The organism is Caulobacter sp. 05L422, assembly GCF_056397765.1.
Genome location: NZ_JBFTOB010000021.1, coordinates 1 through 21,885, shown reverse-complemented (window position 1 = coordinate 21,885; position 21,885 = coordinate 1). Strand labels below are relative to the sequence as shown.

Below are 21,885 nucleotides of genomic sequence, written 5' to 3'. Positions count from 1 at the left end.
TCAGGAGCAGGCGCAGATCAGCGGATAGTTGGTCGTGTCGGCGATGGTGGTCATGCCGTAGTAGTCGACCAGCACCGACTCCGCCGTACAGAACGCCCCTTCCACCCAGGCCTGGTCGTTGGAATAGGCCTCGCCGATGATGAACAGGTTTGCGGCCGGGGCGCCGTCCACCAGGCCGGTGGGCTGGCGGATCTTCTGCATCACGTCGCAGATGTCGTAGTGCGCCGCCCAGGCGTGGTAGCCGGCCCCGAACGGGTTGAACGAGAAGTCGTTGTACACCGCCGACACCGGGTACGGGATCTTGTAGGCGTCGTCGGGGCTGCCGTAGTGCACCTTGGCCAGCTCCAGCAGCACCATGCGGACCATCGTCTCGTTGGCCGTCGCGGGGGCATGGAGGACCTGGTAGTCCTCCTCCAGCGGGATGGTGCGGCGCTCGTCGACGTGCAGCTCCAGTTCCTGCCAGAACTGCACGTATTGCATGTCGTCGTACGAGGCGAGCACGCCGTAGACGGGGTTGGGGTTGCCGTCGCTGTTGTTGCCGAAATAATAGACCTGGCGCAGCGGCAGGTCGGTGATGGTCGGGCCGAAGGTGTTGGGCAGGCCGTCGCTGGTCAGGTCCGGCGGATAGGGGCAGGTCTCCCACCAGGGGCTGTCGAAGAACAGCATCACCCGCATCGACGGCTGGCGGATCACCCCGTCCATGTAGAGCTGCACGGGCCGCTGGTTCATGATGTCCAGCGTGCCGGCCGGCAGGTCGGCGTAGCGCGTGGCCTCGGCCACCAGGTCCAGCGAGGCCGGCGGCATGGCCAGGAAGGCGTTCGGCGTGGTCAGGGTCGGCCCGCCCTTGAACGGGTCGGCGGCGCTGGCCAGGCGATAGTTTATCACGCCGTCCGCCAGCCAGACCGAATGCAGCCGCGTCTTGGCCTGCAGCGAGAACGCCACCCCGGCGTCCTGCGCCGCCGCGCGGGTCTGCTGGAACAGCTGGACGAAGACCTGGGAGTAGCCGCCCTGCACGGTCTTGAACTGGCCGCCGGGCGCGAACTCGCTGTTGTAGACCGCGGCGTTGGCGGCGTTCCAGTTGATGACGTTGGAGGTGTAGCCGCCGGCGTCCGAGGCGTACTCGTAGCCCTCGTTGCCGGCCTGGTCGTAGAAGATGTTCCAGTAGCCGATGTTGCCGGCGGTCGACCCCGGCGCATAGACGAACGAGTTGAAGCTCGAGGGCAGGGTCCCGTCACCGTAGAAGGCGCACTGAGCGGCCCGGGTCTTGGGCGCCGGCGTGCCGGTGATCAGGTTGGAGATGTTGGCGAACAGCGTCGCGGCCGGGGCGGCGTTGTTGCCCGGCGTGTTGTAGGGCGCGTTCTGGGTGGCCAGGTTCTTCTGGTAGATGTGCTCGCCGCGCAGATAGAGCAGCGGGTCGGTCGTGGTGTTGAACGGGACGACCTGAGGCCCCAGGCCGAGCATGTTGATCGTCAGGGTGACCAGCTGGTGGCCCTGGGTTCCGTCCCATTCGATGAACCGCATGCCGCCGGCCTCGACATAGGACTGGGTCGGATCGTCGTTGCAGAAGTGGGTCACGATCCGGCCGGCCGGCAGGCGGGTGCCCGAGCCCGGACCGTCGAAGGCGTAGTCGCCCCACTCGATCAGCTCGATGTTGTCGCCCGCCACGGCCTTGCCGCCGGTGACCAGCCGCCAGGCCGTGTAGAGGCCCGCCGGCCCCGCGCCGAAGATGGTGTAGGCAGTTCCCATGACGCCCTCCCGAGAAGGCGGCTTCGCGCCGCTCAATCGACCATAGCGTGCGATGGAGAATTATTCGCGTCAACTTGGCGCTTGAGCTTCGGCCATGAAAAAGGCCCGGATCGCTCCGGGGCCTTTCTCGTTGCGCGACGCCTAGGGGGCGATCGAGGCCGGTTCGGCGACCGGCTCGGGGTTGGTGTCGTCCGAGCCGTGCGACCACTTCTTGAGGATCGGCGACAGGGCCAGGAACAGCACGCCGATCAGGATCGAGATGCAGCCGATGATCTTGAACACCAGCAGCGACTGGGTCATGGCCGCGGCCGGGTCCAGCACCTGGCCGCCGATGGTCTCGGTCGAGGCGATGCCGGCGATCCAGCCGGCGACCAGGTTGCCCATGGCCAGGGCCATGTACCAGACGGCCATCACGAACGAGACGATCGACAGCGGCGACAGCTTGGTCATCTGCGACAGGCCGACCGGCGACATGAACATCTCGCCGGAGGTGTGCAGCATGTACATGAGCACCAGGAAGATCAGCGGCATGCGGAACGCGCCGTCGGCGAACTGGGCGCCGACCAGCAGGATCAGGAAGCCCGCGCCCACCTGGATCAGCGACAGGCCGAACTTGACCATCGGGCCCGGATTGCGGCCGCGCCTGCCCAGGAACGTCCAGAGGGCGGCGAACACCGGGGCGAAGATCAGGATCCAGCCGGCGTTGAGCGCTTGGGTCTGGGCCGCGTTGAACGAGGTGTTGACCCACAGCTTGCCGGCCGTGCTCCAGCCCGCCGCGGCCAGTTGCTCGGGCGAACCCAGCACCACCGCGCCGCCGAACCACTGCACCGGCTGCGACAGCAGGACGAGGTTGACGTTGGTGGCCGCGAACAGGTTCAGCGACGAACCGGCCTGTTCGAACAGGGCCCAGAATATCACCGCGCCCAGCACCAGCACCGTGGCCAGCAGCAGCCGCTCGCGCTCGACCTTCTCGCACTTCACGAAGGCGAACCACAGGATGTAGACCAACGACAGGAAGCTGCCGGCGATCAGGGTGACGCTGACCACCGGGGTGTACTGCACCAGGAAGAAGATCACCCCGACCAGGCCCAGCGAGGCGGCGTAGATCAAGCCCTCGCGGTTGACCGGGCCCAGCACCGGAGCCTTCAGCTTGACCGGCTCGGGCGGTTCGCCCTTGCCCAGCAGCCAGGGCTTGCCCAGCACGAAGACCACGAAGCCGGCCAGCATGCCCAGGCCCGCCATGCCGAAGCCCGCGCCCCAGCCCAGGTTGACCCCCAGCAGGCCGCAGAGGATGGCCGCCCAGAACGAGCCCAGGTTGATGCCGTAGTAGTAGAGGGTGAAGCCCGGGTCGCGGCGCGGATCGCCCTGCGGATAGAGCTGGCCCACCAGGGTGGCGACATTGGCCTTCATGAAGCCCACGCCGACGATGATCAGCGAAAGCGCCAGCCAGAAGATGTTCAGGTACAGCGGATCGCGGTCCTTCACGTCCAGCTTGTACTGACCCTTGGGCAGGACCGACGGCACGGCCGAATGGGCCGGCAGGTTCTTGATCTCGAAATCGCCCGCCGCGTTGGCCGCCACGTCGTACGGCTTATCGCCGACGACGATCTTGGCCACCCGCTCCTCGCCGCGGCCCTTGACCTGGAACTCGTAGGTCTGGCCGGCGTACTGCAGGGTCTGGGTCGCCGGGCGGCCCTCGACCGCCATGGTCAGGTGGCCCGCCACCAGCAGGATCGCCCCGAAGGCCACGGCCTTGCGGGTGCCCAGATAACGGTCGGCCAGGAAGCCGCCGAGCAGGGGTACGATATAGACCAGCGAGGTGTAGGAGCCGTAGTGGCCGCCGGCGGTCTTGGAATCAAAGAGGAAGTGCTGGGTCAGGTAGAAGATCAGCAGCCCGCGCATGCCGTAGTAGGAGAAGCGCTCCCACATCTCGGCCAGGAAGCAGATGATCAGGCCGCGCGGATGGCCCCGCAACAGCTGGATAAGCACGGGAACACCGGTCACGAGCGTGACCAGGATGCCGGCGGCGACAACGATATTCATTCACGAACCTTGAAACGTATAAGCGGTAGGGCGACCGACAGGTGGTTTCGCCCTCCCCTCCCCAATTGGCGGGGAGAAGATCACGGCGCTTTGCGTTTCACAAGCAATGGCTTGCCGCTTCGGAGCCCCGCTCCCCTCCCGCGCGTTTCCTAGGCGGCGCCCTCCTCAGGCGGGAGAATTCACCATGACCGACCCGACCCAGGACCACCCCATCACCTGTTCGCGCGAAGACGGACGGGTCGAAGTGCTTTTCGAGGGCCACGAGATCGCCGACAGCGGCGACGTCCTGGTGCTCAAGGAGGCCGACTACGCTCCGGTGCGCTATTTCCCGCGCGCGGACGTGGCCATGGACTTCCTGCAGAAGACCGACAAGGTCACCCACTGCCCCCACAAGGGCCAGGCCAGCTACTACACGATCCATCGCGACGCCCAGATCATCGAGAACGCGGTCTGGTCGTACGAGGCCCCGCTGCCCGGCGTCAGCCAGATCGCCGGCCGCCTGGCCTTCTATCCCGAGCACGTGGATTTCAAGCGCGCCGGCCTGACCGCGGCCGAGACCCGGGCGGTCGATGTCGACGAGGTGGTCCGGCACACCGACAGCGGTTCCGGCTCCAGCCAGGCCGAGCATTGGGCGCCCAATGTCTCGATGCCCGACGACGCGGCGTGGGAGGGCGACGACATCCGCGAAGAGGGGCCGGCGCACATCGCAAAGCCCTATGAGGGAACCGGATCAATCTGAGCCACGTTGAACCGGCTACAAGTGTAAAGCGTTCGTTAACCTTTCAAGCGCTGCAATACCCGCAGCGCTTAGCGCGAAGCCTCCTGCAGAGAGGCGTCCTGGGAGAAACGTCGTGGCTTACGTCGGTTATGATTCCGGTATGCGGCCGTCGCCCGGCGCCGCGCGGTCGCGTCCCGCCCGCGCCAAGCTGGCCTGGGGCCGGCTGGCGGTCGTGGCGGCCAGCGTGTTGGCCTGGGTTGGGATCATCGCCGGCTTCCGCGCGATCTTCTGAACCGCGCCTAGGCGCTCGCCAGGGCTTGTTTCAGCACCGCGTAGACGCGCGGGTCCTGCATCTGCCCGACATTGAACCGCATGAAGTCCGAGGCCTCCTGCGGGACGCTGAAGACGTTTCCCGGCGCCAGGATCACGCCCTCCAGAAGCGCGGCCCGGGCGATGTCCGACGCGTCCTTGCCGTCCGGCAGCCGCCCCCAGAGATAGAAGCCGCCGCGAGGGGCGACCCAGGCCCGCACCCCGAGATCCGCCAGCCTGGCCGTCGCGTCGCGCCGGGCGCCCGACAGCCGGCGCCGCAGCGCCTCGACGTGCCGCCGATAGCCGCTGTCCATGAGACTGGTGAAGATCAGCTGGGCCGCCACCGGGCTGGCGCCGCCGAAATTGGTGGCGACCTGGAGATCGACCATCGCCTCGATCCATTCCGGCCGCGCCGCGATGTAGCCGCAGCGGACCGAGGCCGACAGCGTCTTGGAGAAGCTGCCGATCCGGATCACGTTGACCAGGCCGTCGAACGCCGCCAGGCGCGGCGAGGGCTCCGGCTCGAACTCGGCGAAGATGTCGTCCTCGACGATGATCAGGCCGTGGGCCGAGGCGACCGTGAGCAGCTTGTGCGCGGTCTGGGCCGACATCGTCGCGCCGGTCGGATTGTGGATCGCGGAATTGGTGATGTAGAGGCGCGGCTTCTCCTCGGCCAGGACCTGCGCGAACCGCGCCACGTCCGGGCCGGCGGGCGTATAGGGCGCGCTGACGATACGCACCTTGTGGGCGGCGAGCAGGGCCTGGAAGTTGAAGTAGCAGGGGTCATCGACCAGGACCGTGTCGCCGGGGCGGAGCAGGAACCGGCAGATCAGGTCGATCGCCTGGGTGCCGGACGAGGTCAGCAACAGTTGCTCGGGGCCGACATCCAGGCCGTCGCCCGCGCAGCGCCTGGCCAGCAGTTGTCGCAGGTCCAGCAACCCCCGCGAATTGCCGTAGTCGGCCAGCACGGCGTCGTCGGCGCGGGCCAGGCCGCGCATGGCGCGTCGAAGGATCGCGTTGGGCATCCAGTCCGACGGCAGCCAGCCGCACCCGGGCTTCAGCGCCTGCGGCTCCGCATCCAGCGACTGGCGCGAAACCCACAGCGGATCGATCGCCCGATCCGCTCGCGGCTGGAGATCGTTGACGACCGGCGTCGCGACGCCCGCGGAAACATAGAAGCCCGACCCCGGCCGCGAGAGCACCACGCCCTCCGAGACCAGCCGGTCATAGGCCTCGACGACGGTCGAGGGCGACACCTTCAAGCTCGCGGCGAGGCCCCGGATCGAGGGCAGCTTGTCGCCATGCGACAAGGCCCGGCTTGAGATCCTGCCGCGGATCGCCTCCATCGCCTCGCCGGTCCGGCTCACGGCCTTGCTCATTCACCCGCACCTCAACTGTATGGCTCATCATAGCATACAGTTTGACCCAGATCGTACTGACCGTTCCGGGTCATGCGCGACCGCCTCGACTATGCCTCGCGCTGGCTTTTCGGGGACGAGCATGGAACAGACATCAAAGGGATGGGGCAGCGGCCTTCTGGGCGTGATCATCTTCAGCGGTTCGCTGCCGGCCACGCGCGTGGCGATCGGCGGCTTCGAGCCGGTTTTCCTGACCTCGGCCAGAGCCGTGATCGCCGCCGTGCTGGGCGTGGCCCTGCTGCTGGCGCTGAGGCAGGCGCGGCCGGCTAGGTCGGACCTGCGCCCGCTGGTGGTCGTGGCGCTGGGTGTCGTGGTCGGCTTTCCGTTGCTGACGGCCCTGGCGCTGCAGCACATCGACGCGGCCCACTCCATCGTCTTCATCGGCCTGCTGCCGCTGGCGACGGCGATCTTCGGCGTGCTGCGCGGCGGCGAGCGCCCCAAGCCGGCGTTCTGGGTCTGCTCGATCATCGGCAGCCTGTCGGTCGCGGGCTTCGCCGTCTCGCGGGGCGGTTCGGGATCGCTGGCCGGCGACCTGCTGATGGTGGCCGCGGTCGTCGCCTGCGGCCTGGGCTACGCCGAGGGCGCGGTCCTGTCCCGCAGGCTGGGCGGCTGGCAGGTGATCTGCTGGGCGCTGGTGCTGTCGCTGCCCCTGATGACGATCATCGCGCTGGTCACCCTGCCCCGGACCTGGAGTGGGATCGGCGCGCCGGCCTGGCTGGGCCTGGCCTATGTCTCGATCTTCAGCATGCTGGTCGGCTTCGTGTTCTGGTATCGCGGCCTGGCCCTGGGCGGCATCGCCAAGGTCGGGCAGCTGCAGCTGCTCCAGCCGCTCTTCGGCCTGACGCTGGCCGCGCTGCTGCTGCACGAACCCGTCGCCATGACCATGATCGCGGTCACCGCCGTGATCGTGCTGTGCGTGGCCGGGGCCAAGCGGTTCGCGTGAGGCGCGCCGGCCTCAGCCCCGAGGCCTCAGTACGCGAAGTCCTCGAACACCCGGTTGATGTCGCCCTTCCACGCGCCGTTGTAGAGCGACAGCAGCCGTTCGGCCGGCGTGATCCCGGTGGCGGCGATCTCTTCCAGGTCGCCCAGATAGATCGTCTCGTCCAGGAAGCCGCCGTTCAGGTGGGCGCGCGACTTCAGGCCCGACTTGGCGATGGCCACGAAGTCCTTGGCCACGTCCTGGGCCGTGCGGCCGGCCACCACGGCCTTCAGGCCCAGCTTCGGCACGTCGCGGCGCAGGCCGGCGCGATCCTCGGCCGTCCAGTGCTTGCAGAGGTCCCACGCGGCGGCCAGGGCCGCGTCGTCGTAGAACACCCCGGTCCACAGGGCTGGCAGGGCGCAGAGGCGGCTCCACGGCCCGGCGTCGGCGCCGCGCATCTCCAGATAGGTCTTCAGCCGCACCTCGGGGAACAGGGTGGTGGTGTGATCGGCCCAGTCCTTGATCGAGGCGCGCTCGCCCGGCAACTCGTCGATCTTGCCGTCGATGAAGTCGCGGAAGCCGCGGCCGGCCAGGTCGATGTACTTGTCGCCGCGCTTGGCGAAGTACATCGGCACGTCCAGGGCGTAGCGGGCGTAGCGCTCGAAGTCGAAGCCGTCCTCGAACACGAAGTCCAGCAGGCCAGTGCGGTCGGCGTCGGTGTCGGTCCAGACGTTGGCGCGGGCCGACAGGAAGCCGTTGGGCTTGCCCTCGGTGAACGGCGAATTGGCGAACAGCGCCGTGGCGATCGGCTGAAGGGCCAGGCTCATGCGGAACTTGGCGACCATGTCGGCTTCGCTGGAGAAGTCGAGATTGGCCTGCACCGTGCAGGTGCGCAGCATCATGTCCAGGCCCAGGCCGCCGACCTTGGGCATGTAGTTGCGCATGATCACGTAACGCCCTTTGGGCATGACAGGAACTTCGTCACGCCGCCAAACCGGCGAGAAGCCCAGACCCAGGAAGCCCAGGCCCAGCTCGTCGGCCACGGTCTTGACCTCGTCCAGGTGCTGGCCGGTCTCCTCACAGATGTCGTGCATGGTCAGCAGCGGCGCGCCGGAAAGCTCGAACTGGCCGCCGGGCTCCAGGCTGACATTGGCGCCGTTGCGCTCCAGCCCGATGATCGTCGGGCCTTCCATCACCGGTTTCCAGCCGAAGCGCTGCAGGCCGGTCAGCAGGGCGTGCACGCCCTTGTCGCCGTCATAGGGCACCGGCGCGTGCGAACCCAGGTAGAAGCCGAACTTCTCGTGCTCTGCGCCCACGCGGAACTGGTCCTTGGGCTTGGAGCCGGCGGCGAAATAGGCGGTCAGATCGTCGAGCGTCAGCGGACGCTCCTGGCTCACGGCTTCGGCCATAGGCCACCCTCCCAAAAACACGCTTCAAGAAGGGAGAGCATCGCCCTCCGACCCGCCCGCGAACTGTCGTGCTGCGCAGTTGGGCGTTTTCTTAGCGAACCTCAAGGGGCGGGCCCAGCCTTTCGCAACAGATGAGGTTTTGGTGGGAGGCGGCCGMTCGACCGCGGCCGCCCCGCCGGATTACTCGTCCCAGCTGGGTTCGGGGATTTCCCCTCCCTCCCCCGGGTCGACCTCGCCGCCCGGATCGACAGGATTACCGCCTGCTTCGGCCGGATCGTTTCCATCCCCTTGCTCATTCCTGGCCGCGTCTTGGTCGATCTCCTCCCGTTCAGCGGGCCAATCGAAGTCGCCGCCATTGATGATGGCGTCGATCTCGTCGACCAGCGGATCGTGGTCCGGGACCGGATTACGCATGGCCTCGAGGACCGAGGTCCAGCGATCATCTCCGGCATGCATGCCGTTGACATAGCTTTCCAGATTGGGAAGCGGGATGTCCTCATTCCTGAGCACGTCCGCGATTTCCCGAGGGGTGATATTCGGATCCGCGACGAGATTTTCCAGATCCGACTGGCTGTACCCGTTGGAGTTCATCGGTAAGTCCGCCATGAGCGCGCTTCCTACTTGTTGTCGATCAGATTGGGTGGAGGTGATCACGCCGTCTTGGGGGCCGGCGGTTGGCCGACGACAACGCGGTGGGGAGGCAGGGTGATGACGCCCGCGCGTTCATCCGTATTGCTCATGATGCCGCCGAAGCCGGCGCTGTTGACGGCGTTGTGATACTCGTCAAACCAGCGACTGCCGCCGCCTCCGTGGTCGGAAACATAGAACGACGTGGTCACGTCGATTTCCAGCGCACTCAGTCCGGCCGCCCGATCGACCTTGAACAGCACCGTTTCCATATGGTTGAAGCTCGCATAGGCGCTCGGCGATCCGTCGGCGATCGTGTAGCGCCAGGACGCTGTCTGGCCGGTCTGCAGGCTGTTGTTGGTGATCACCACGCCGGGGAGTTCGACCGTGCGGCTTCTGGACGTCGTCATGGACGCGCCGCCGCCCCCGGTGGGAGCGTCCCCCATGAAGCCCAGATTGCCGCTGATGGTCGTCGACACTGAAACCGAGGTCGAGACGGCGCCTTGTGTGGTGTCGGGAGAAGCGCTGTCCAACAGCACGCGGCCGTCAACGGGGGCGATCGTGATGCTGTACCCGTCACACGCCAAGGTCTGCGGCACCACGTAGCGCAATATTCCGCTCAGCTCGATCAGGTAGTAGTCGAGCGTCTGACCGCCGTTCTCGCAGCTCACGACATAGGTCAGGACGTCGAACACGGCTCGACCGGGCTCCGTCGTGAAAGTGTTGAACTCAGGCCCGCCGCTGAAAATGCCGCTGAGGTTGGGCTCCTGCCACGTCGCGGCAGGGACGCCGTTGGGCCAGCCAATGTCATTGCCTGGCCAGCTTGCATCGATCTTGCTGACAGCGTCGAAGATCGAAATGGTGGTGTCCGTCATGGGTCAAGCTCTCTGATGATTGAAGATCGGAGGCTCGACCAAAAGACACGGCCTCGCCTCGGCCGCGTACTGACGCACCCGCACATGCGCTTCCGCCTGACGGGGAGTAATTCCCGCATAGCGAGTTACATCGAGAATGCTGACGCGATTCGCGAGGAACAGGCCTGCAATGGTCAAGTTTGGGACGGCCGGCCAAGCTTTGGACTGGCAGCCAAGTTTAAGGCGGCCTGCCGCGTTTCCCGCCGAGGAAGCCCGTCGGGATTCGCCTAGGTAAATTCCTAGCGCCAGTCGCCCACGGCGGCCTGCCACAGGGTCATGGCGGCGATGGCCGCCGTGTCCGCCCGCAGGATGCGCGGTCCCAGCGTCACCGAGATGACGAACGGCAGCGACCGCAACTTCTCGCGTTCTTCGGGGGCGAAGCCGCCTTCGGGGCCGATCAGGATGGCGGCCGGGGCGGGCGCTTCCTTGGCGGCCTCGATCAGGGGGCGGGCGTCGCCGCCTTCGTCGCAGAAGATCAGCCGGCGCTCCGGATCCCAGCCATCCAGGATCTTGTCCAGCTTCAGCGGGTCGTCGATGACCGGCACGTCCAGGCGGCCGGTCTGCTCGGCGGCCTCGATGGCGATGGCGTCCAGGCGGCCCAGCTTGAGGAAGTCGACATTGGTCCGGCGGGTCTGGGTCAGGCGCACCCGGCGCGCGCCCAGCTCGGCCGCCTTCTCGACGATGGTCTCGACCCGGCCGCGCTTGACCATGGCGATCACCAGGTCGAGGTCGGGCGCGTGGTCCTGCTCGCGGGTCTGGGCCTCGCAGCGCAGCAGGCAGCCGCGCTTGCCGGCCTCGGTCAGGCTGCAGCGCCACTCGCCATCCTGGCCGTTGAACACCAGGATCTCGTCGCCGACGTTGAGCCGCATCACGGCGGACAGGTAGCGCGACTGGTCGACGGTGGGCGCGACGCCGGCGCCGGCCTTGAGCGGATGAGGAACGAAAAGACGGATCATGCCGCTCTTCTAGCGCAACTGAACCGGACGGGGGTAGGCTCCAGACATGAGCAAGCTCGAAGACTACGAAGCCGAACTCCGCGACCTGCAGCTGGCGATGATCGGCCTGCAGCGTCAGGCCATCAAGGAAGGCTGGAAGACGGTCACCCTGTTCGAGGGCCGCGACGCCGCCGGCAAGGACGGGGCCATCGCCCGCCTGACCGAACACGCCCACCGCCGCGCCACCCAGGTGATCTCCCTGCCCGCCCCCAGCGACCACGAGCGCAGCGAGTGGTACTTCCAGCGCTATGTCCGCCACCTGCCCGCCGCCGGCCAGGCCGTGGTGTTCAACCGCTCCTGGTACAACCGGGCCGGGGTCGAGCGGGTGATGGGCTTCTCCACCTCGCACGAGCAGGAACAGTTCCTGCGCGACGTCCCGGCCTTCGAACTGATGCTGGTGGAGAACGGGGTCAAGATGACCAAGTTCTGGCTCGACATCGACCAGGAAACCCAGGCCGAGCGCCTCAAGGCCCGGCGCGAGGAGCCGCTGAAGGCCTTCAAGGTCAGCGACCTGGACGCCGTGGCCCAGGCCAAGTGGGACGACTATACGGCCGCCCGCGACGAGATGCTGATGCGCACCCATTCGACGCCGGTCCCGTGGATCTGCGTGCGCGCCAACCACAAGAAGGTCGCGCGGCTGAACATCCTGCGCTGGCTCCTGCACGTCTCGGCCCCGAAGAAGCTGCTGAAGGGGATCAAGCGGCCGGATCCGGAGGTGATCTTCAAGTTCGAGCCGGCGGCGCTGACGGACGGGCGGCTGGCGCGCTGAACGCATGTCGGGCGAACGGGAATCCGCCGAGGGCCGCACCCTGAACGACGCCGAAATTCGGCATTTCGTCGAACGCGGCTTTGTCCGGATCGACCGGGCCTTCCCTCGGGCCCTGGCGGACGAGGCGCGCGCCATTCTGTGGCGCGACACGGGCTGCGATCCCGCCGATCCGAGCACCTGGACCAGACCCGTCGTCCGTCTGGGGATGTACAGCCAGAGGCCCTTCGTGGAAGCCGCCAACACACCGGTCCTGCACGCGGCGTTCGATCAGCTCGTCGGGCCAGGCCGCTGGCTTCCCTGCATGGCCATGGGAACATTCCCGGTGCGGTTTCCCTCGGTGGAGGACGCCGGCGACACCGGATGGCACCTCGATCCGAGCTTCGGCCATGACCAGCCCGATTTCATGGAGTGGCGAACGAACGTCGCCTCGAAAGGACGGGCGCTGCTGATGCTGTTCCTGTTTTCCGACGTCGGGCCGGAGGACGCGCCCACGCGCCTTCTCCCGGGTTCGCACGGGGACATCGCGCGGAGCCTGGCGACGGCCGGCGAAGAGGGGCTAACGCTCCGGGAGCTCGTGCGGACCATCGGCGACATGGAGCCGCGCGATGAAGCCATGGCCGTCGGCGAGGCCGGGACGGTCTATCTCTGCCATCCGTTCCTCGTGCACGCGGCCCAGCCGCACCACGGACGCAACGCCCGCTTCATGGCGCAGCCGCCGCTGCTTCCACGAACGCCGCTGAGGCTGGACAGGCATGACGGCGCCTACGCCCCCGTCGAGCAGGCCATCCGGCTGGCCATGGGTCTGGCGGAGTAGGCCTCGGGGCTTGCCCCGCAAGCTGGACCGCATAGCATCGCGACCATGAAACGCATGGCCAGCCTTACAAGTCTCGTCCTCGTCGGGGTCTTGCTCCTGTCGGTCCCCGCCTGCGCCCAGATTCACGAGCGCATCTATCCGGCCCCCACCGCTCCGCTCGCCCCGGCGGACCTGCCGGCCGGCGCGGCGATCATCACCGTGCGGACGGCCGATGGCCTGACCCTCAAGGGCGTGGAGATCGCGCCGCGCGACGGCAAGCCGACCTTCCTGGTGTTCCACGGCAACGGCTCGGCCGCGACCCGGTCGATGCAGTGGCTCGCCCCGCTGATCGCCGAGGGCTACGGCGTGGTGGCGGCCGAATATCGCGAGTACAGCGGCAATCCGGGCCGGGCCAGCGAGAAGGGCCTGGCCTCCGACGCGGACGCCTTCTACGCCAGGGCCCGCGTCGTGGCGGGCGGCGGCAAGCTGATCGTGGTGGGCCACAGCCTGGGCGGCGGCGTCGCCTTCGGCCTGGCCCGGCGGCAGAGGCTGGACGCCCTGGTGACCATCGGCACGTTCACCGACCTTCGCACCATGGCCCCAGCCGCCGCCCGCTGGATGATCTCGGACCGCTACGACAACATCGGCACAGTCTCGACGCTGGACGAGCCCCTGTACCTGATCCACGGCACGGCGGACGAGGTGATCCCCTTCGCCCACGGCGAAGCGCTGCGCCAGGCGGCGGCGTCGGCCCACAGGACGGGCGCGCTGTTCACGATCCAGGGCGCCGGCCACTCGCCGGACGGCGCCGACATCTCGGCGATCCTCCGCGCCGTCGCGGCCAAGACCCAACACCCCGGCGCGATGGTGAAGGTCCAGCTTCCGGAAACTGTCCGGCTGACGCCGTTCTAGTCCGCGTCCCACTCGAAGGCCGCGTCCAGCCAGTTGCCCAGCCGTCCGTCCGGTCGCGCCAGGTCGAAGATCCGCGCCATCTCGGCGTCCGACAGGGCGAAGTCGAAGATGTCGAAGTTCTCGGCCAATCGCGCCGGACTGCTGGTCCGCGGGATGGTCGCGACCCGCTGCTGGACCTGCCAGCGCAGGGTCACCTGGCCCGGGGTCTTGCCGTGGGCCTCGCCGATCTCGATCAGCACCGGGTCGGCCGCCACCTTGCCCTGGGCCAGGGGCGACCAGGCGGTGATCGTCGAGCCCATCGCCTTGGCCTTGGCGATCAGGGTCTTCTGCGACAGGTAGGGGTGGTACTCGACCTGATTGGTGGCGATCGGCGCCTCCGAGGCCGCCTGGGCCTTGGCCATCAGGCCCGAGGGGAAGTTCGACAGGCCGATGGCGCGGGTCAGGCCCCGGGCGTGGACGTCGTTCAGCGCCGCCATGGTCTCGGCCAGGGCCGGCCTGGGCTTGGGCCAGTGCAGCAGCAGCAGGTCGACCTGCGGCGCCCTCAGGCGCTTGAGGCTGCCCTCGACCGACCGCTGCAGGTCGCCCTGGGCGAACTGGTCGACCCAGACCTTGGTGGTCAGGAAGATCTGGTCGCGCGGCACGCCGGTCGCCGTCAGGGCCGCCCCGACATCCTGCTCGTTGCGATAGGCCTGGGCGGTGTCGATGTGGCGGTAGCCCAGCTCCAGGGCCTTCTCGACCATCGGCTGGGCCGCGCCGTCGTCCAGCTGCCAGGTGCCCAGGCCGATGATCGGCATGGCCACGTCGCCCGCGCGGATGTCGGGGATGGAATGGGGCATGGCGGATCTCCGGCTGGGGGTCAGGCCGATATAGGCGCTTGGGCAAGCCGCGTCATGCGTTCGCCGCGTCATGCTCCTTGAGCAGCTTCTTGGGCGCGGTCGCCCGCCAGCGACGCTCGAGGAAGCGCTCCACCGTGCCGGCGTCGACGCGTGACAGGCGGACCAGGACGTACGGGTAATTCTTGTAATGGTCGGTGACGTAGAAGGTGTCGGGCTCGGCCTCGATCAGCATCTCGCGCTCGTCGAACGTGACGCCCGGAACGACCAGGGTGTCGCCGTCGTCCCACACCCGGGTCAGGAACTTGCCGTGCGCCTTCAGGCACGGATGGCCGTAGGCGGTTCCGTCGGTCACGCCGGGCAGTTTGAAGGCGAAGGCGCGAACATCCTCGAAGGTCATGAGCAAAGTTCCCTTTGGACCGTGCCAGGCGCCGAAACCGCCTACACTTTCGGCCGCCACGCTCTAGGTCGCCGCTTGCGGCGCGACTATAGGGGAAAGATGGACGCTGAAACCACCTCCCCCTCCTCGTCTTCAGGCCTGACCTCGCCCATCCTGGTGCTGGGCGCCACAAGCCTGATCGGCGAGTTCCTGCTGGCGCGGCTGAACACCCTGGAGATCACGCCCATCGCGCTGAGCCGACGTCCGCCGACCGATGACGTCTGCTGGGTGGACGGCGACCTGGCCGACCCGAACCTGGCCGACGAACTGCCGCCGGTCGCCACGGTGTTCTCGCTGTCGCCGATCTGGCTGCTGCCCCAGGCCCTGCCCGCCCTGAAGGCGCGCGGCATGACCAGGCTGGTCGCCTTTTCCTCGACCAGCCGCTTCACCAAGCAGGATTCGCCGGAGGCCTCCGAGCGGGCCGTGGCCCAGGCCCTGGCCGAGTCCGAGGCCAAGGTCGAGGCCTTCTGCGTCGAACATGGCGTGGCCTGGACGATCCTGCGGCCGACCCTGATCTATCTGGAAGGCCGCGACGCAAACGTCAGCCGCCTCGCTGGCCTGATCCGCCGGTTCAAGGTGCTGCCGCTGTCGGGCAAGGGCGAGGGCCTGCGCCAGCCGGTGCACGCCGACGACCTGGCCGGCGGCGCGATCGCGGCCGCCACCGCCCCCGCAGCCCGCGACAAGGCCTACGACCTGGTCGGCGGCGAGACCCTGACCTACCGGACGATGGCCGAGCGGATTTATGCGGGCTTGGGCCGCCGGCCGGCGATCCTGCCCCTGCCGGCCTGGCTGTTCCGCCTGCTGCTGACCCTGGCCAAGCCGTTCTATCCCGGCGCCACGGCGACCATGGGCGACCGCATGGCCCAGGACCTGACCTTCGACGACGCGGCGGCGCGGACCGACTTCGGCTGGGCGCCGCGCGAGTTCAGGCCCCGGTTCTAGGCCAAGCCTAGGCGTCGCTCAGCACCATGGCGAACGGGACCTTGTCGCCGTCCTTGTCGACATAGCCGCTGACCAGCTTGTGGTCGGGGTTGAGCATGCCCAGGTCGACGTCTTCGGTCGGGAACATCACCACCCGGCGGTCGCCGATGCAGATCAGCAGTTCGTAGCCGTCATAGGCCCGCTGCGACATCGCCTTGAGCCGCGAATAGTAGGGCTCGCGCTGCCAGGACGAAGGCTTGCCCGGATCGACCACCACGTTCAGCCGCTTGCCGTCGCGGTCGGGGTACATCAGGAAGCCGGCCTTGTTGGGACGCCAGGCGTCGTCCAGCTTTTCCGAGGTCAGCCACAGGCAGTGGAAGCCCCGGCAGGCCTGGGGCCGGGCCTCGTAGTCGCCGCAGCCCGAGCCCTTGCGGAACACGCCGCACCACTGGCCCGCCGGCTTGTTCAGCTCGCTGATGTGCAGGACCTTGCAGCACATGCCGCAGTCGCCGCACGACTTGGAGGGGACGGGGGCCGAAACAGGGATGGAAGCCGCTTCGCTCATGCCGGAATCTCGCGCACCAGGCCGTAGTCGACGTCGCGGTCGGGCAGGATCTCGTAGCCGCGTCCGCCGACCAGCACGTTGAGGGTCAGACCCTTGGCCGCGCCGCGCGCCGCCCAGGTCTTGAAGGTGTCGTAGTACGGCGCGCGCCGCCAGGCGTCGGGCGAGGCGGGATCGACCTCGACCACCAGGGTCTGGCCGCCGTTCTCGCGGTGCAGGACGAAGCGCGCCCGGTCGGGCCGCCAGCGGTCGTCGAGATTGGGCGCGTCCAGCCAGTAGCAGGCGTAGTCGGCGCAGGCCTTGGGCCGGTCGGCGTAGATGCCGCAGCCGGCGCCTTTGCGGAAATGGCCGCACCAGACGTGCGGGGCCTTGTCGATGGCGGCCACGCCCATCAGCTTGCAGCACATCCCGCAATCGCCGCAGGTTCTGGCCTGGTCCACCGTCGCTCGCCCCGTAAATCGTCCGGAGACGATTTATCGCGGTTTCGTGACGGTTTTTCTGTCGCGAGGGACTAGCTCTCGCTCCAGACCGCCAGCTCGTTGCCCGAGGGGTCGGTGAAATGGAAGCGGCGGCCGCCGGGGAAGCTGAAGATCGGCTTGGTGACCACGCCCTTCGCCGCCGTCACCTTGGCCAGCATGGCCTCGATGTCGTGGGCGTAGAGCACGACCAGCGGCCGGTCGGTCGAGCCTTCCTGAGGGGTGGTGAAGCCTCCGTCGGCGCCTTGCCCCTCGAAGGCCGCGTAGTCGGAACCGTAGTCGACGAAGCTCCAGCCGAAGGCGGCGGTGTAGAAGGCCTTGGTGGCCGGCAGGTCGCCGGCGGGCCATTCGATATAGTCGATCTTGCCGTCTTCCCGCATGGTCGCGCCTCTCGTTTGTTCTTATTATGTTCTAGATCGCCGTCAGGGCAGAGTCCAGACGCTGGTGCGCTTGACGGCCATGTCCTCCAGCTCCCGGGTGGTGGGCACCTGGTATTCGGCCAGCTTCACCAGGCCGTCCTTGGGGAAATAGGTGCGGCCGGGGTCGCCGATCAGCACGGTCGCCCCCGCCGCCCGGCCCTGGCCCAGCCAGGCCATGACGGCTTCCGCCATCGGCCGCTCGTAGCAGATGTCGCCGGCCAACAGCACGTCCGCGCCTAAAGGGGGGCCGACCGGCGGCGGGGCGTCCAGCAGGTTCACCTCGGTGAAGGCCAATGTCACGCCGTTGGCGTCGGCGTTCACGCCGATCGCCGCCTCGCAGAACACGTCGATGTCGGCCGCCAGCACGCTGGCCGCGCCGGCCTTCATCGCGGCGATCGCCACCAGGCCCGAACCGCTGGCGAAATCGATCACGCGTTTCCCAGAAACGATTGCAGGATTGTCGAGGATGTAGCGCGCCAGGGCCTGGCCGCCGGCCCAGGCGAAGGCCCAGAACGGCGGCGGCAGGCCGATCTCGGCCAGGGCCTCCTCGGTCAGCCGCCAGATCGGGGTGATCTCGTCGGCCAGATGCAGGACCAGTTCGGGCGTGTGCGGCGGGGCCTGGAGACGCGTGTTCTCCAGGATGAAGGCCCTGCGGCCGGGGAGGGTCTGGTCGATGCGGGAGACTTTCATGTCGGGGTGACGACAACCGAAGGTTCTTGACGAAAGAGCTCAACCGTTTAGCGATTGCGCTACAGCCAAGTTACGGCTGACGTTCATTTCGGGGGAATACCATGAAGTTCGATACCCGGCTCGCCCTTCGGGCGGCCCTGCTGACCTGCGCCGCGTTCAGCCTCGGCGCCTGCGCCACCGTCACGCGCGGCTCCAGCCAGGCCTGGACGGTCGAGACGACGCCGGGGGGCGCCGCCGTGGCCACCACGACGGGCTTCAAGTGCGACGCCACGCCTTGCACCTTCAAGATGAAGCGCAAGAAGGAGTTCGACGTCACGATCACCAAGGCCGGCTACAAGCCCTACACGACCAGCATCACCAACCAGATCGGCGGCAAGGGCGGGGCGGCCCTGGCCGGCAACGTACTGGTCGGCGGCCTGATCGGCCTGGGCGTCGACGCGGCGACCGGCGCCAGCAAGGACCTGACGCCCAACCCGCTGAAGGTGACCCTGGAGCCTGAAGCCAAGATCGCCGCCGCGGCCGCGGCGGCTCCCGCGGCTCCGGCGAACTAAGCCTGCTGGGCGGCGGCCGGCGCCTTGCCGGACGCCGCCTTCAGCACCGACAGATAGCCCGGGGCGGTCAGCATGCCGCCTGTCAGGCCCTTCTTCTCCAGCAGCCCATGCGCCTTGGGCAGGTTCCAGCACGGCATGTGCATGAACAGGTGATGCTCGGCGTGGAAGTTGACGTGGTAGGGCGCGATCAGGGCGCGCTCGATCCAGTTGGCCCGGGTGGTCCGCGCGTGGCGGAACGGGTCGGGCTCGTCCTTGGCCACCAGGGCGTGCTCGGCGATGTTGCGCAGCCGGGTGACCAGCGGGAACCAGGTCGCCATCGGCACGATCCACAGCGCCGGCCAGGCCCACCACAGGCCCATGGCGCTCAGCACGATCAACAGACCCAGGTTCCACAGCAGGAAAGGCTTCTGCCGCGCCACTTCGCCCGCGAACACCGCGCCCTTGGGCTGGTCGCCCGAGGAGACTCGAAGCTTGCCCAGCAGCGGACCGAACCGCTGCTTGAAGAAGGTCTGGCCGGTCAGGTCGCGGACGATCTTGCGGCGCAGCGAGGCGCGGGTGGTCGGGAACGGCGCCGACAGCACCAGGTCCGGATCCTCGGCCTGCTGGGCGTATTTGTGATGGGTCAGGTGATAGGGCCGGTACTTGGCCAGCGAAGCGCCGGTCGGGGCCGCGCACAGCCACTCGCCGACCCAGTCGTTGACCTTGAGGTTGGGATGCAGGCCGCCGTGCGCGGCCTCGTGCATCAGGATGGCCAGGCCCAGCTGACGCGCGCCGATCAGCATCACCGCCAGGATGTAGGTCAGGGGATTGGGCCAGATCATGAACATCGCGCCGGCCGCGATGATCATCGCCCAGGCATGGGCCACCATCAGGAGGCCCTTCCAGGACGAGCGCGCCGACAGCGGGCCCCACTCGTCGGGCGTGAACAGTTCCTGCGGCTTGATCCGGGACGCGACGGCCATGGAACCCATCATGCCACATTCAGCTTCCGGCTTACAGAATGACCCGACGTCACGCCCCTTCGGAGACCACCATGCGCCTTGTGCTGACCGCCCTCGCCCTGACCCTCGCCCTGCCTATGGCCGCGAACGCCGCCAGCTTCGACTGCGGCCGCGCCCGTTCGCCGGACGAGAAGGCGATCTGCGCCAACACCGCCCTGAACGACAAGGACGTGAAGATGTCGGTGCTCTACGACATCAACAAGCGCACCCTGGCCATGGGCGGGCGCGGCGCGTTGCAGGACGCCCAGCAGCAGTGGCTGCGGGACCGGCGCAAGTGCGGGGCGAACCGCTCATGCCTGAACCGCGCCTACGACCGCCGGCTGGACGAGCTGGAGCGGAGCATGGAGCGGATCTATCGCAACGGCCCGTTCTAGAGGGGGCTTACCGCCCTACAGCCCTGGCGGCCGCCACATCCCCGCCGCCAGGGCCAGGAACAGCACGAAGCCGACCTGGGCGTTGGACTTGAACAGGGCCAGGGCGCCGACCGGGTCGTCGATTCGGACCCGGGCCGCCTGACGCGACAGGTGCACGGCGACCAGGGCGGCCAGGGGCAGGAACAGCGGTCCCAGCCCGCCGACCCAGGCCGCCGCGATCACCAGCACGAAACAGGCGATGTAGAAGGCCAGCACGCCCATCTGCACATGCTCGCCCAGCCGGCGGGTCGACGACTTCACCCCGGCCAGGGCGTCGTCCTCGATGTCCTGGATGGCGTAGATCGTGTCGTAGCCCAGGGTCCAGAACAGGCCCGAGGCGTAGAGCAGCGCCGCCGACCAATCCAGCCGGTGCGTGGCCGCCGCGTAGCCCAGCAGCGCCCCCCAGTTGAAGGTCAGTCCCAGCCAGGCCTGCGGCCACCAGGTGATGCGCTTCATGAACGGATAGGCCGCGACCAGGCCCAGGGACAGCACGCCCAGGCCGATGGCCAGCCAGCCCAGGCACACCAGGATGCCGAAGCTGACCAGGCAGCAGCCGATCACGAACGCCCAGGCCTGCTTGACGCTGATCAGGCCGGCCGGGATCGGGCGCATGGCCGTGCGGCTGACCTGGGCGTCGAAGTCGCGGTCGACGATGTCGTTGAAGGCGCAGCCCGCCGCCCGCATCAAGGCCGCCCCGACGAAGAAGGCGATCAGCAGCCAGGGATTGGGCCACTTGCCCTGGCTCGCCGCCGCCAGGGCGATGCCCTGCCAGCCGGGCAGCATCAGCAGCCAGATCCCCGCCGGCCGGTCGAACCGGCCCAGTTTCAGCCACGGCCGCAGGGCCGGCGGCGCATGGCGGTCGACCCAGTTGCCGGCGGCGGCGTCGGGCAGGATGGCGGTGTCGGGAGAACTCATGGGGCAAGGCTTAGCCCCGCCCTCCGGCCTCGCGCAACCATGCCGAACCGCGAGCATAGAGCTTTCCAATCTCGATCCGAAAAACGATCAATTGGATTGATCGAACGCCAGGGACCAGGGTGTCTTCACCGAAACGGCGATCCCCCGCCGCTTCGCGGGCCCGAGGAGGGTCGCCGTCTTCCCCCCAGCGCGGCGGCCCTCCTCGCAAAGCTTCGAAAGGTTTCCGCCATGACCCATTTGATCGATCGCCTGGAAGCCTGGACCTTGCTGGCCCTGGGCCTCGCCGCCGGGATCGTCGCGCCGCACCCGGTCACCACCGCCCTGTGGACCGCCGCCGCGCGGTCCTTCAGGCGGGCCGGCGACGCCGGCATGGTGTCGCGGCTGACCTCGGGCACGAAGTTCGGCGGCCGCATCCGCGCCGGCCTGCGCGGCGACACGCTCAGTCATCTGCGGTTCGCCTGAGGCCTAGCGAGGCGCCGCCACCGGCAGAACCAGGGCCAAGGCCAGGACCAGCAGACAGGCCAGGAGGTAGGCCGCCAGATAGGCGGCGACGACGATCCTCGCAGGTCCTGGACGATCGATCCTCATGGGCCTCGGCTCCCGCCAGACAGGACTGTCGACGGCCGGCACAATGATACCGGTCAAGCTGCCTCCGCCATCAGGGAATCCCTGGTTTTGCCCTAGGTGGAACCCTGAGGGATCCGTCGGGACACGGCTTCGCCGTCTCACGCGGGAAACCCGCTGAGCGTGATGGGAGGGTGCGAAGCGCCCGGGCCTCGCCCGGATGATTTGCAGTTGTGAGTACCGTTTCGACGAAGCTCAGGCGCTTCGCGCGGCCGTTATCCAGAAGCCTTCGGATCGCGGATTTTTAACCCGCTCCGATGGAGGCCCCCGACGGGCAGGACGTTGGCTCGTCCTGGACCGCATGGGCGATTTCAGCCCATGCCTGCCGCGTCCGCCGATCCCTCGCCGCCTGGGTTTCGTCCCGTGTTTCAGGGAACCTGCCCAGGACCGTCGCGAAGGCGTCCATCTAAAGACCACCGACGAACGCTTCCCGCTCGACCACCCCCGAAAGCCGCATCGGTCGCCGTAC

26 protein-coding genes are annotated in these 21,885 nt (G+C 68.1%); 10 read left to right on the top strand and 16 right to left on the bottom strand.

The features are described from left to right. Complete coding sequence (locus AC1DMQ_RS19085) at positions 1 to 1,746, bottom strand: flavin monoamine oxidase family protein (RefSeq protein WP_477035135.1); 1,746 nt, start codon at positions 1,744 to 1,746, stop codon at positions 1 to 3. A gap of 141 nt (positions 1,747 to 1,887) precedes the next feature. Then, entirely contained in the window at positions 1,888 to 3,789 is a 1,902-nt protein-coding gene (locus AC1DMQ_RS19080; RefSeq protein ID WP_477035134.1) for a peptide MFS transporter, read from the bottom strand. Between the two features lie 184 nt (positions 3,790 to 3,973). Between AC1DMQ_RS19080 and AC1DMQ_RS19075 the strand changes: the two genes are divergently transcribed. Together AC1DMQ_RS19075 and AC1DMQ_RS19070 are read left to right on the top strand one after the other, a co-directional pair. Beyond that, the gene (locus AC1DMQ_RS19075; protein ID WP_477035133.1) at positions 3,974 to 4,528 is read left to right on the top strand and encodes a DUF427 domain-containing protein; all 555 of its coding nucleotides are present in this window, start codon (positions 3,974 to 3,976) and stop codon (positions 4,526 to 4,528) included. Between the two features lie 112 nt (positions 4,529 to 4,640). Then, on the top strand, positions 4,641 to 4,799 hold the full coding sequence (locus AC1DMQ_RS19070) for a hypothetical protein (protein ID WP_477035132.1): 159 nt from the start codon (positions 4,641 to 4,643) through the stop codon (positions 4,797 to 4,799). 7 nt (positions 4,800 to 4,806) lie between these two features. Here AC1DMQ_RS19070 and AC1DMQ_RS19065 read toward each other — a convergent pair whose 3' ends face one another. Next, complete coding sequence (locus AC1DMQ_RS19065; protein WP_477035131.1) at positions 4,807 to 6,195, bottom strand: aminotransferase-like domain-containing protein; 1,389 nt, start codon at positions 6,193 to 6,195, stop codon at positions 4,807 to 4,809. A 121-nt stretch (positions 6,196 to 6,316) separates the two neighbouring features. On the opposite strand from AC1DMQ_RS19065, the gene AC1DMQ_RS19060 reads away from it, so the two are divergent. After that, entirely contained in the window at positions 6,317 to 7,177 is an 861-nt protein-coding gene (locus AC1DMQ_RS19060) for a DMT family transporter (protein WP_477035130.1), read from the top strand. Between the two features lie 26 nt (positions 7,178 to 7,203). On the opposite strand, the gene AC1DMQ_RS19055 is transcribed toward AC1DMQ_RS19060, so the two are convergent. The 4 genes from AC1DMQ_RS19055 to AC1DMQ_RS19040 all read right to left on the bottom strand — a co-directional run bounded on the left by AC1DMQ_RS19055 (position 7,204) and on the right by AC1DMQ_RS19040 (position 11,059). Continuing rightward, the gene (locus tag AC1DMQ_RS19055; protein ID WP_477035129.1) at positions 7,204 to 8,562 is read right to left on the bottom strand and encodes a glutamate--cysteine ligase; all 1,359 of its coding nucleotides are present in this window, start codon (positions 8,560 to 8,562) and stop codon (positions 7,204 to 7,206) included. Between the two features lie 180 nt (positions 8,563 to 8,742). Then, complete coding sequence (locus AC1DMQ_RS19050; RefSeq protein ID WP_477035128.1) at positions 8,743 to 9,216, bottom strand: hypothetical protein; 474 nt, start codon at positions 9,214 to 9,216, stop codon at positions 8,743 to 8,745. Next, complete coding sequence (locus AC1DMQ_RS19045; protein WP_477035127.1) at positions 9,213 to 10,064, bottom strand: hypothetical protein; 852 nt, start codon at positions 10,062 to 10,064, stop codon at positions 9,213 to 9,215. Before AC1DMQ_RS19045 ends, AC1DMQ_RS19050 begins: the two co-directional genes overlap by 4 nt. A 278-nt stretch (positions 10,065 to 10,342) precedes the next feature. Then, entirely contained in the window at positions 10,343 to 11,059 is a 717-nt protein-coding gene (locus tag AC1DMQ_RS19040) for a 16S rRNA (uracil(1498)-N(3))-methyltransferase (RefSeq protein ID WP_477035126.1), read from the bottom strand. Between the two features lie 46 nt (positions 11,060 to 11,105). Between AC1DMQ_RS19040 and AC1DMQ_RS19035 the strand changes: the two genes are divergently transcribed. From AC1DMQ_RS19035 to AC1DMQ_RS19025, 3 genes are read left to right on the top strand one after another with little or no spacing between them, the layout of a single operon-like run. Next, a complete protein-coding gene (locus AC1DMQ_RS19035; RefSeq protein ID WP_477035125.1) occupies positions 11,106 to 11,867 on the top strand; it encodes a polyphosphate kinase 2 family protein in 762 nt (253 codons plus the stop codon). A gap of 4 nt (positions 11,868 to 11,871) precedes the next feature. Then, positions 11,872 to 12,681 carry a phytanoyl-CoA dioxygenase family protein gene (locus AC1DMQ_RS19030; protein WP_477035124.1) on the top strand — a complete coding sequence of 270 codons (810 nt, stop codon included), beginning with the start codon at positions 11,872 to 11,874 and terminating at the stop codon, positions 12,679 to 12,681. 45 nt (positions 12,682 to 12,726) lie between these two features. Next, entirely contained in the window at positions 12,727 to 13,572 is an 846-nt protein-coding gene (locus tag AC1DMQ_RS19025; RefSeq protein ID WP_477035123.1) for an alpha/beta hydrolase family protein, read from the top strand. On the opposite strand, the gene AC1DMQ_RS19020 is transcribed toward AC1DMQ_RS19025, so the two are convergent. Then, on the bottom strand, positions 13,569 to 14,408 hold the full coding sequence (locus tag AC1DMQ_RS19020) for an aldo/keto reductase (protein ID WP_477035122.1): 840 nt from the start codon (positions 14,406 to 14,408) through the stop codon (positions 13,569 to 13,571). The two genes, AC1DMQ_RS19025 and AC1DMQ_RS19020, sit on opposite strands and share 4 nt — an antisense overlap. Positions 14,409 to 14,460: 52 nt before the next feature. Then, entirely contained in the window at positions 14,461 to 14,805 is a 345-nt protein-coding gene (locus AC1DMQ_RS19015; RefSeq protein WP_477035121.1) for an MmcQ/YjbR family DNA-binding protein, read from the bottom strand. A gap of 99 nt (positions 14,806 to 14,904) precedes the next feature. On the opposite strand from AC1DMQ_RS19015, the gene AC1DMQ_RS19010 reads away from it, so the two are divergent. Beyond that, complete coding sequence (locus tag AC1DMQ_RS19010; RefSeq protein WP_477035120.1) at positions 14,905 to 15,786, top strand: NAD-dependent epimerase/dehydratase family protein; 882 nt, start codon at positions 14,905 to 14,907, stop codon at positions 15,784 to 15,786. Between the two features lie 7 nt (positions 15,787 to 15,793). Here the strand turns inward: AC1DMQ_RS19010 and AC1DMQ_RS19005 are convergent, their stop codons facing one another. The 4 genes from AC1DMQ_RS19005 to AC1DMQ_RS18990 form a co-directional block, all read right to left on the bottom strand. Next, positions 15,794 to 16,330, bottom strand: coding sequence for a YkgJ family cysteine cluster protein (locus tag AC1DMQ_RS19005; RefSeq protein WP_477035119.1), 537 nt, complete (start codon positions 16,328 to 16,330; stop codon positions 15,794 to 15,796). Then, complete coding sequence (locus AC1DMQ_RS19000; protein ID WP_477035118.1) at positions 16,327 to 16,767, bottom strand: YkgJ family cysteine cluster protein; 441 nt, start codon at positions 16,765 to 16,767, stop codon at positions 16,327 to 16,329. The genes AC1DMQ_RS19005 and AC1DMQ_RS19000 overlap by 4 nt, the downstream gene beginning before the upstream one ends. Positions 16,768 to 16,838: 71 nt before the next feature. Beyond that, on the bottom strand, positions 16,839 to 17,183 hold the full coding sequence (locus AC1DMQ_RS18995) for a VOC family protein (protein ID WP_477035117.1): 345 nt from the start codon (positions 17,181 to 17,183) through the stop codon (positions 16,839 to 16,841). 42 nt (positions 17,184 to 17,225) lie between these two features. Further along, positions 17,226 to 17,912 carry a class I SAM-dependent methyltransferase gene (locus AC1DMQ_RS18990; protein ID WP_477035116.1) on the bottom strand — a complete coding sequence of 229 codons (687 nt, stop codon included), beginning with the start codon at positions 17,910 to 17,912 and terminating at the stop codon, positions 17,226 to 17,228. Between the two features lie 101 nt (positions 17,913 to 18,013). On the opposite strand from AC1DMQ_RS18990, the gene AC1DMQ_RS18985 reads away from it, so the two are divergent. Next, positions 18,014 to 18,463: a PEGA domain-containing protein gene (locus AC1DMQ_RS18985; RefSeq protein WP_477035115.1), complete on the top strand. Its 450-nt coding sequence runs from the start codon at positions 18,014 to 18,016 to the stop codon at positions 18,461 to 18,463. Here the strand turns inward: AC1DMQ_RS18985 and AC1DMQ_RS18980 are convergent. Beyond that, entirely contained in the window at positions 18,460 to 19,425 is a 966-nt protein-coding gene (locus AC1DMQ_RS18980) for a fatty acid desaturase family protein (RefSeq protein ID WP_477035114.1), read from the bottom strand. The genes AC1DMQ_RS18985 and AC1DMQ_RS18980 overlap by 4 nt on opposite strands. A gap of 71 nt (positions 19,426 to 19,496) precedes the next feature. On the opposite strand from AC1DMQ_RS18980, the gene AC1DMQ_RS18975 reads away from it, so the two are divergent. Further along, on the top strand, positions 19,497 to 19,838 hold the full coding sequence (locus AC1DMQ_RS18975; RefSeq protein ID WP_477035113.1) for a lysozyme inhibitor LprI family protein: 342 nt from the start codon (positions 19,497 to 19,499) through the stop codon (positions 19,836 to 19,838). A 15-nt stretch (positions 19,839 to 19,853) separates the two neighbouring features. Here the strand turns inward: AC1DMQ_RS18975 and ubiA are convergent, their stop codons facing one another. Continuing rightward, positions 19,854 to 20,792: a 4-hydroxybenzoate octaprenyltransferase gene (gene ubiA, locus AC1DMQ_RS18970; RefSeq protein ID WP_477035112.1), complete on the bottom strand. Its 939-nt coding sequence runs from the start codon at positions 20,790 to 20,792 to the stop codon at positions 19,854 to 19,856. Positions 20,793 to 21,020: 228 nt separating this feature from the next. Between ubiA and AC1DMQ_RS18965 the strand changes: the two genes are divergently transcribed. Then, complete coding sequence (locus AC1DMQ_RS18965) at positions 21,021 to 21,254, top strand: hypothetical protein (protein ID WP_477035111.1); 234 nt, start codon at positions 21,021 to 21,023, stop codon at positions 21,252 to 21,254. Positions 21,255 to 21,257: 3 nt separating this feature from the next. On the opposite strand, the gene AC1DMQ_RS18960 is transcribed toward AC1DMQ_RS18965, so the two are convergent. After that, positions 21,258 to 21,380 carry a hypothetical protein gene (locus AC1DMQ_RS18960; RefSeq protein WP_477035110.1) on the bottom strand — a complete coding sequence of 41 codons (123 nt, stop codon included), beginning with the start codon at positions 21,378 to 21,380 and terminating at the stop codon, positions 21,258 to 21,260. Positions 21,381 to 21,885: the final 505 nt, after the last annotated feature.

What these genes read in the sequence shown, in the direction of transcription:
- AC1DMQ_RS18975 (WP_477035113.1), top strand. Translation starts at nt 19,497, where the DNA reads ATGCGCCTTGTGCTGACCGCCCTCGCCCTGACCCTCGCCCTGCCTATG.
- AC1DMQ_RS19035 (WP_477035125.1), top strand. Translation starts at nt 11,106, where the DNA reads ATGAGCAAGCTCGAAGACTACGAAGCCGAACTCCGCGACCTGCAGCTG.
- AC1DMQ_RS18995 (WP_477035117.1), bottom strand. Translation starts at nt 17,183, where the DNA reads ATGCGGGAAGACGGCAAGATCGACTATATCGAATGGCCCGCCGGCGAC.
- AC1DMQ_RS19055 (WP_477035129.1), bottom strand. Translation starts at nt 8,562, where the DNA reads ATGGCCGAAGCCGTGAGCCAGGAGCGTCCGCTGACGCTCGACGATCTG.
- AC1DMQ_RS19005 (WP_477035119.1), bottom strand. Translation starts at nt 16,330, where the DNA reads ATGAGCGAAGCGGCTTCCATCCCTGTTTCGGCCCCCGTCCCCTCCAAG.
- AC1DMQ_RS18960 (WP_477035110.1), bottom strand. Translation starts at nt 21,380, where the DNA reads ATGAGGATCGATCGTCCAGGACCTGCGAGGATCGTCGTCGCCGCCTAT.
- AC1DMQ_RS19020 (WP_477035122.1), bottom strand. Translation starts at nt 14,408, where the DNA reads ATGCCCCATTCCATCCCCGACATCCGCGCGGGCGACGTGGCCATGCCG.
- AC1DMQ_RS18985 (WP_477035115.1), top strand. Translation starts at nt 18,014, where the DNA reads ATGAAGTTCGATACCCGGCTCGCCCTTCGGGCGGCCCTGCTGACCTGC.
- AC1DMQ_RS18965 (WP_477035111.1), top strand. Translation starts at nt 21,021, where the DNA reads ATGACCCATTTGATCGATCGCCTGGAAGCCTGGACCTTGCTGGCCCTG.
- AC1DMQ_RS19030 (WP_477035124.1), top strand. Translation starts at nt 11,872, where the DNA reads ATGTCGGGCGAACGGGAATCCGCCGAGGGCCGCACCCTGAACGACGCC.
- AC1DMQ_RS19065 (WP_477035131.1), bottom strand. Translation starts at nt 6,195, where the DNA reads ATGAGCAAGGCCGTGAGCCGGACCGGCGAGGCGATGGAGGCGATCCGC.
- ubiA (WP_477035112.1), bottom strand. Translation starts at nt 20,792, where the DNA reads ATGAGTTCTCCCGACACCGCCATCCTGCCCGACGCCGCCGCCGGCAAC.
- AC1DMQ_RS19085 (WP_477035135.1), bottom strand. Translation starts at nt 1,746, where the DNA reads ATGGGAACTGCCTACACCATCTTCGGCGCGGGGCCGGCGGGCCTCTAC.
- AC1DMQ_RS19010 (WP_477035120.1), top strand. Translation starts at nt 14,905, where the DNA reads ATGGACGCTGAAACCACCTCCCCCTCCTCGTCTTCAGGCCTGACCTCG.
- AC1DMQ_RS19060 (WP_477035130.1), top strand. Translation starts at nt 6,317, where the DNA reads ATGGAACAGACATCAAAGGGATGGGGCAGCGGCCTTCTGGGCGTGATC.
- AC1DMQ_RS18990 (WP_477035116.1), bottom strand. Translation starts at nt 17,912, where the DNA reads ATGAAAGTCTCCCGCATCGACCAGACCCTCCCCGGCCGCAGGGCCTTC.
- AC1DMQ_RS19025 (WP_477035123.1), top strand. Translation starts at nt 12,727, where the DNA reads ATGAAACGCATGGCCAGCCTTACAAGTCTCGTCCTCGTCGGGGTCTTG.
- AC1DMQ_RS18980 (WP_477035114.1), bottom strand. Translation starts at nt 19,425, where the DNA reads ATGGCCGTCGCGTCCCGGATCAAGCCGCAGGAACTGTTCACGCCCGAC.
- AC1DMQ_RS19040 (WP_477035126.1), bottom strand. Translation starts at nt 11,059, where the DNA reads ATGATCCGTCTTTTCGTTCCTCATCCGCTCAAGGCCGGCGCCGGCGTC.
- AC1DMQ_RS19080 (WP_477035134.1), bottom strand. Translation starts at nt 3,789, where the DNA reads ATGAATATCGTTGTCGCCGCCGGCATCCTGGTCACGCTCGTGACCGGT.
- AC1DMQ_RS19075 (WP_477035133.1), top strand. Translation starts at nt 3,974, where the DNA reads ATGACCGACCCGACCCAGGACCACCCCATCACCTGTTCGCGCGAAGAC.
- AC1DMQ_RS19015 (WP_477035121.1), bottom strand. Translation starts at nt 14,805, where the DNA reads ATGACCTTCGAGGATGTTCGCGCCTTCGCCTTCAAACTGCCCGGCGTG.
- AC1DMQ_RS19045 (WP_477035127.1), bottom strand. Translation starts at nt 10,064, where the DNA reads ATGACGGACACCACCATTTCGATCTTCGACGCTGTCAGCAAGATCGAT.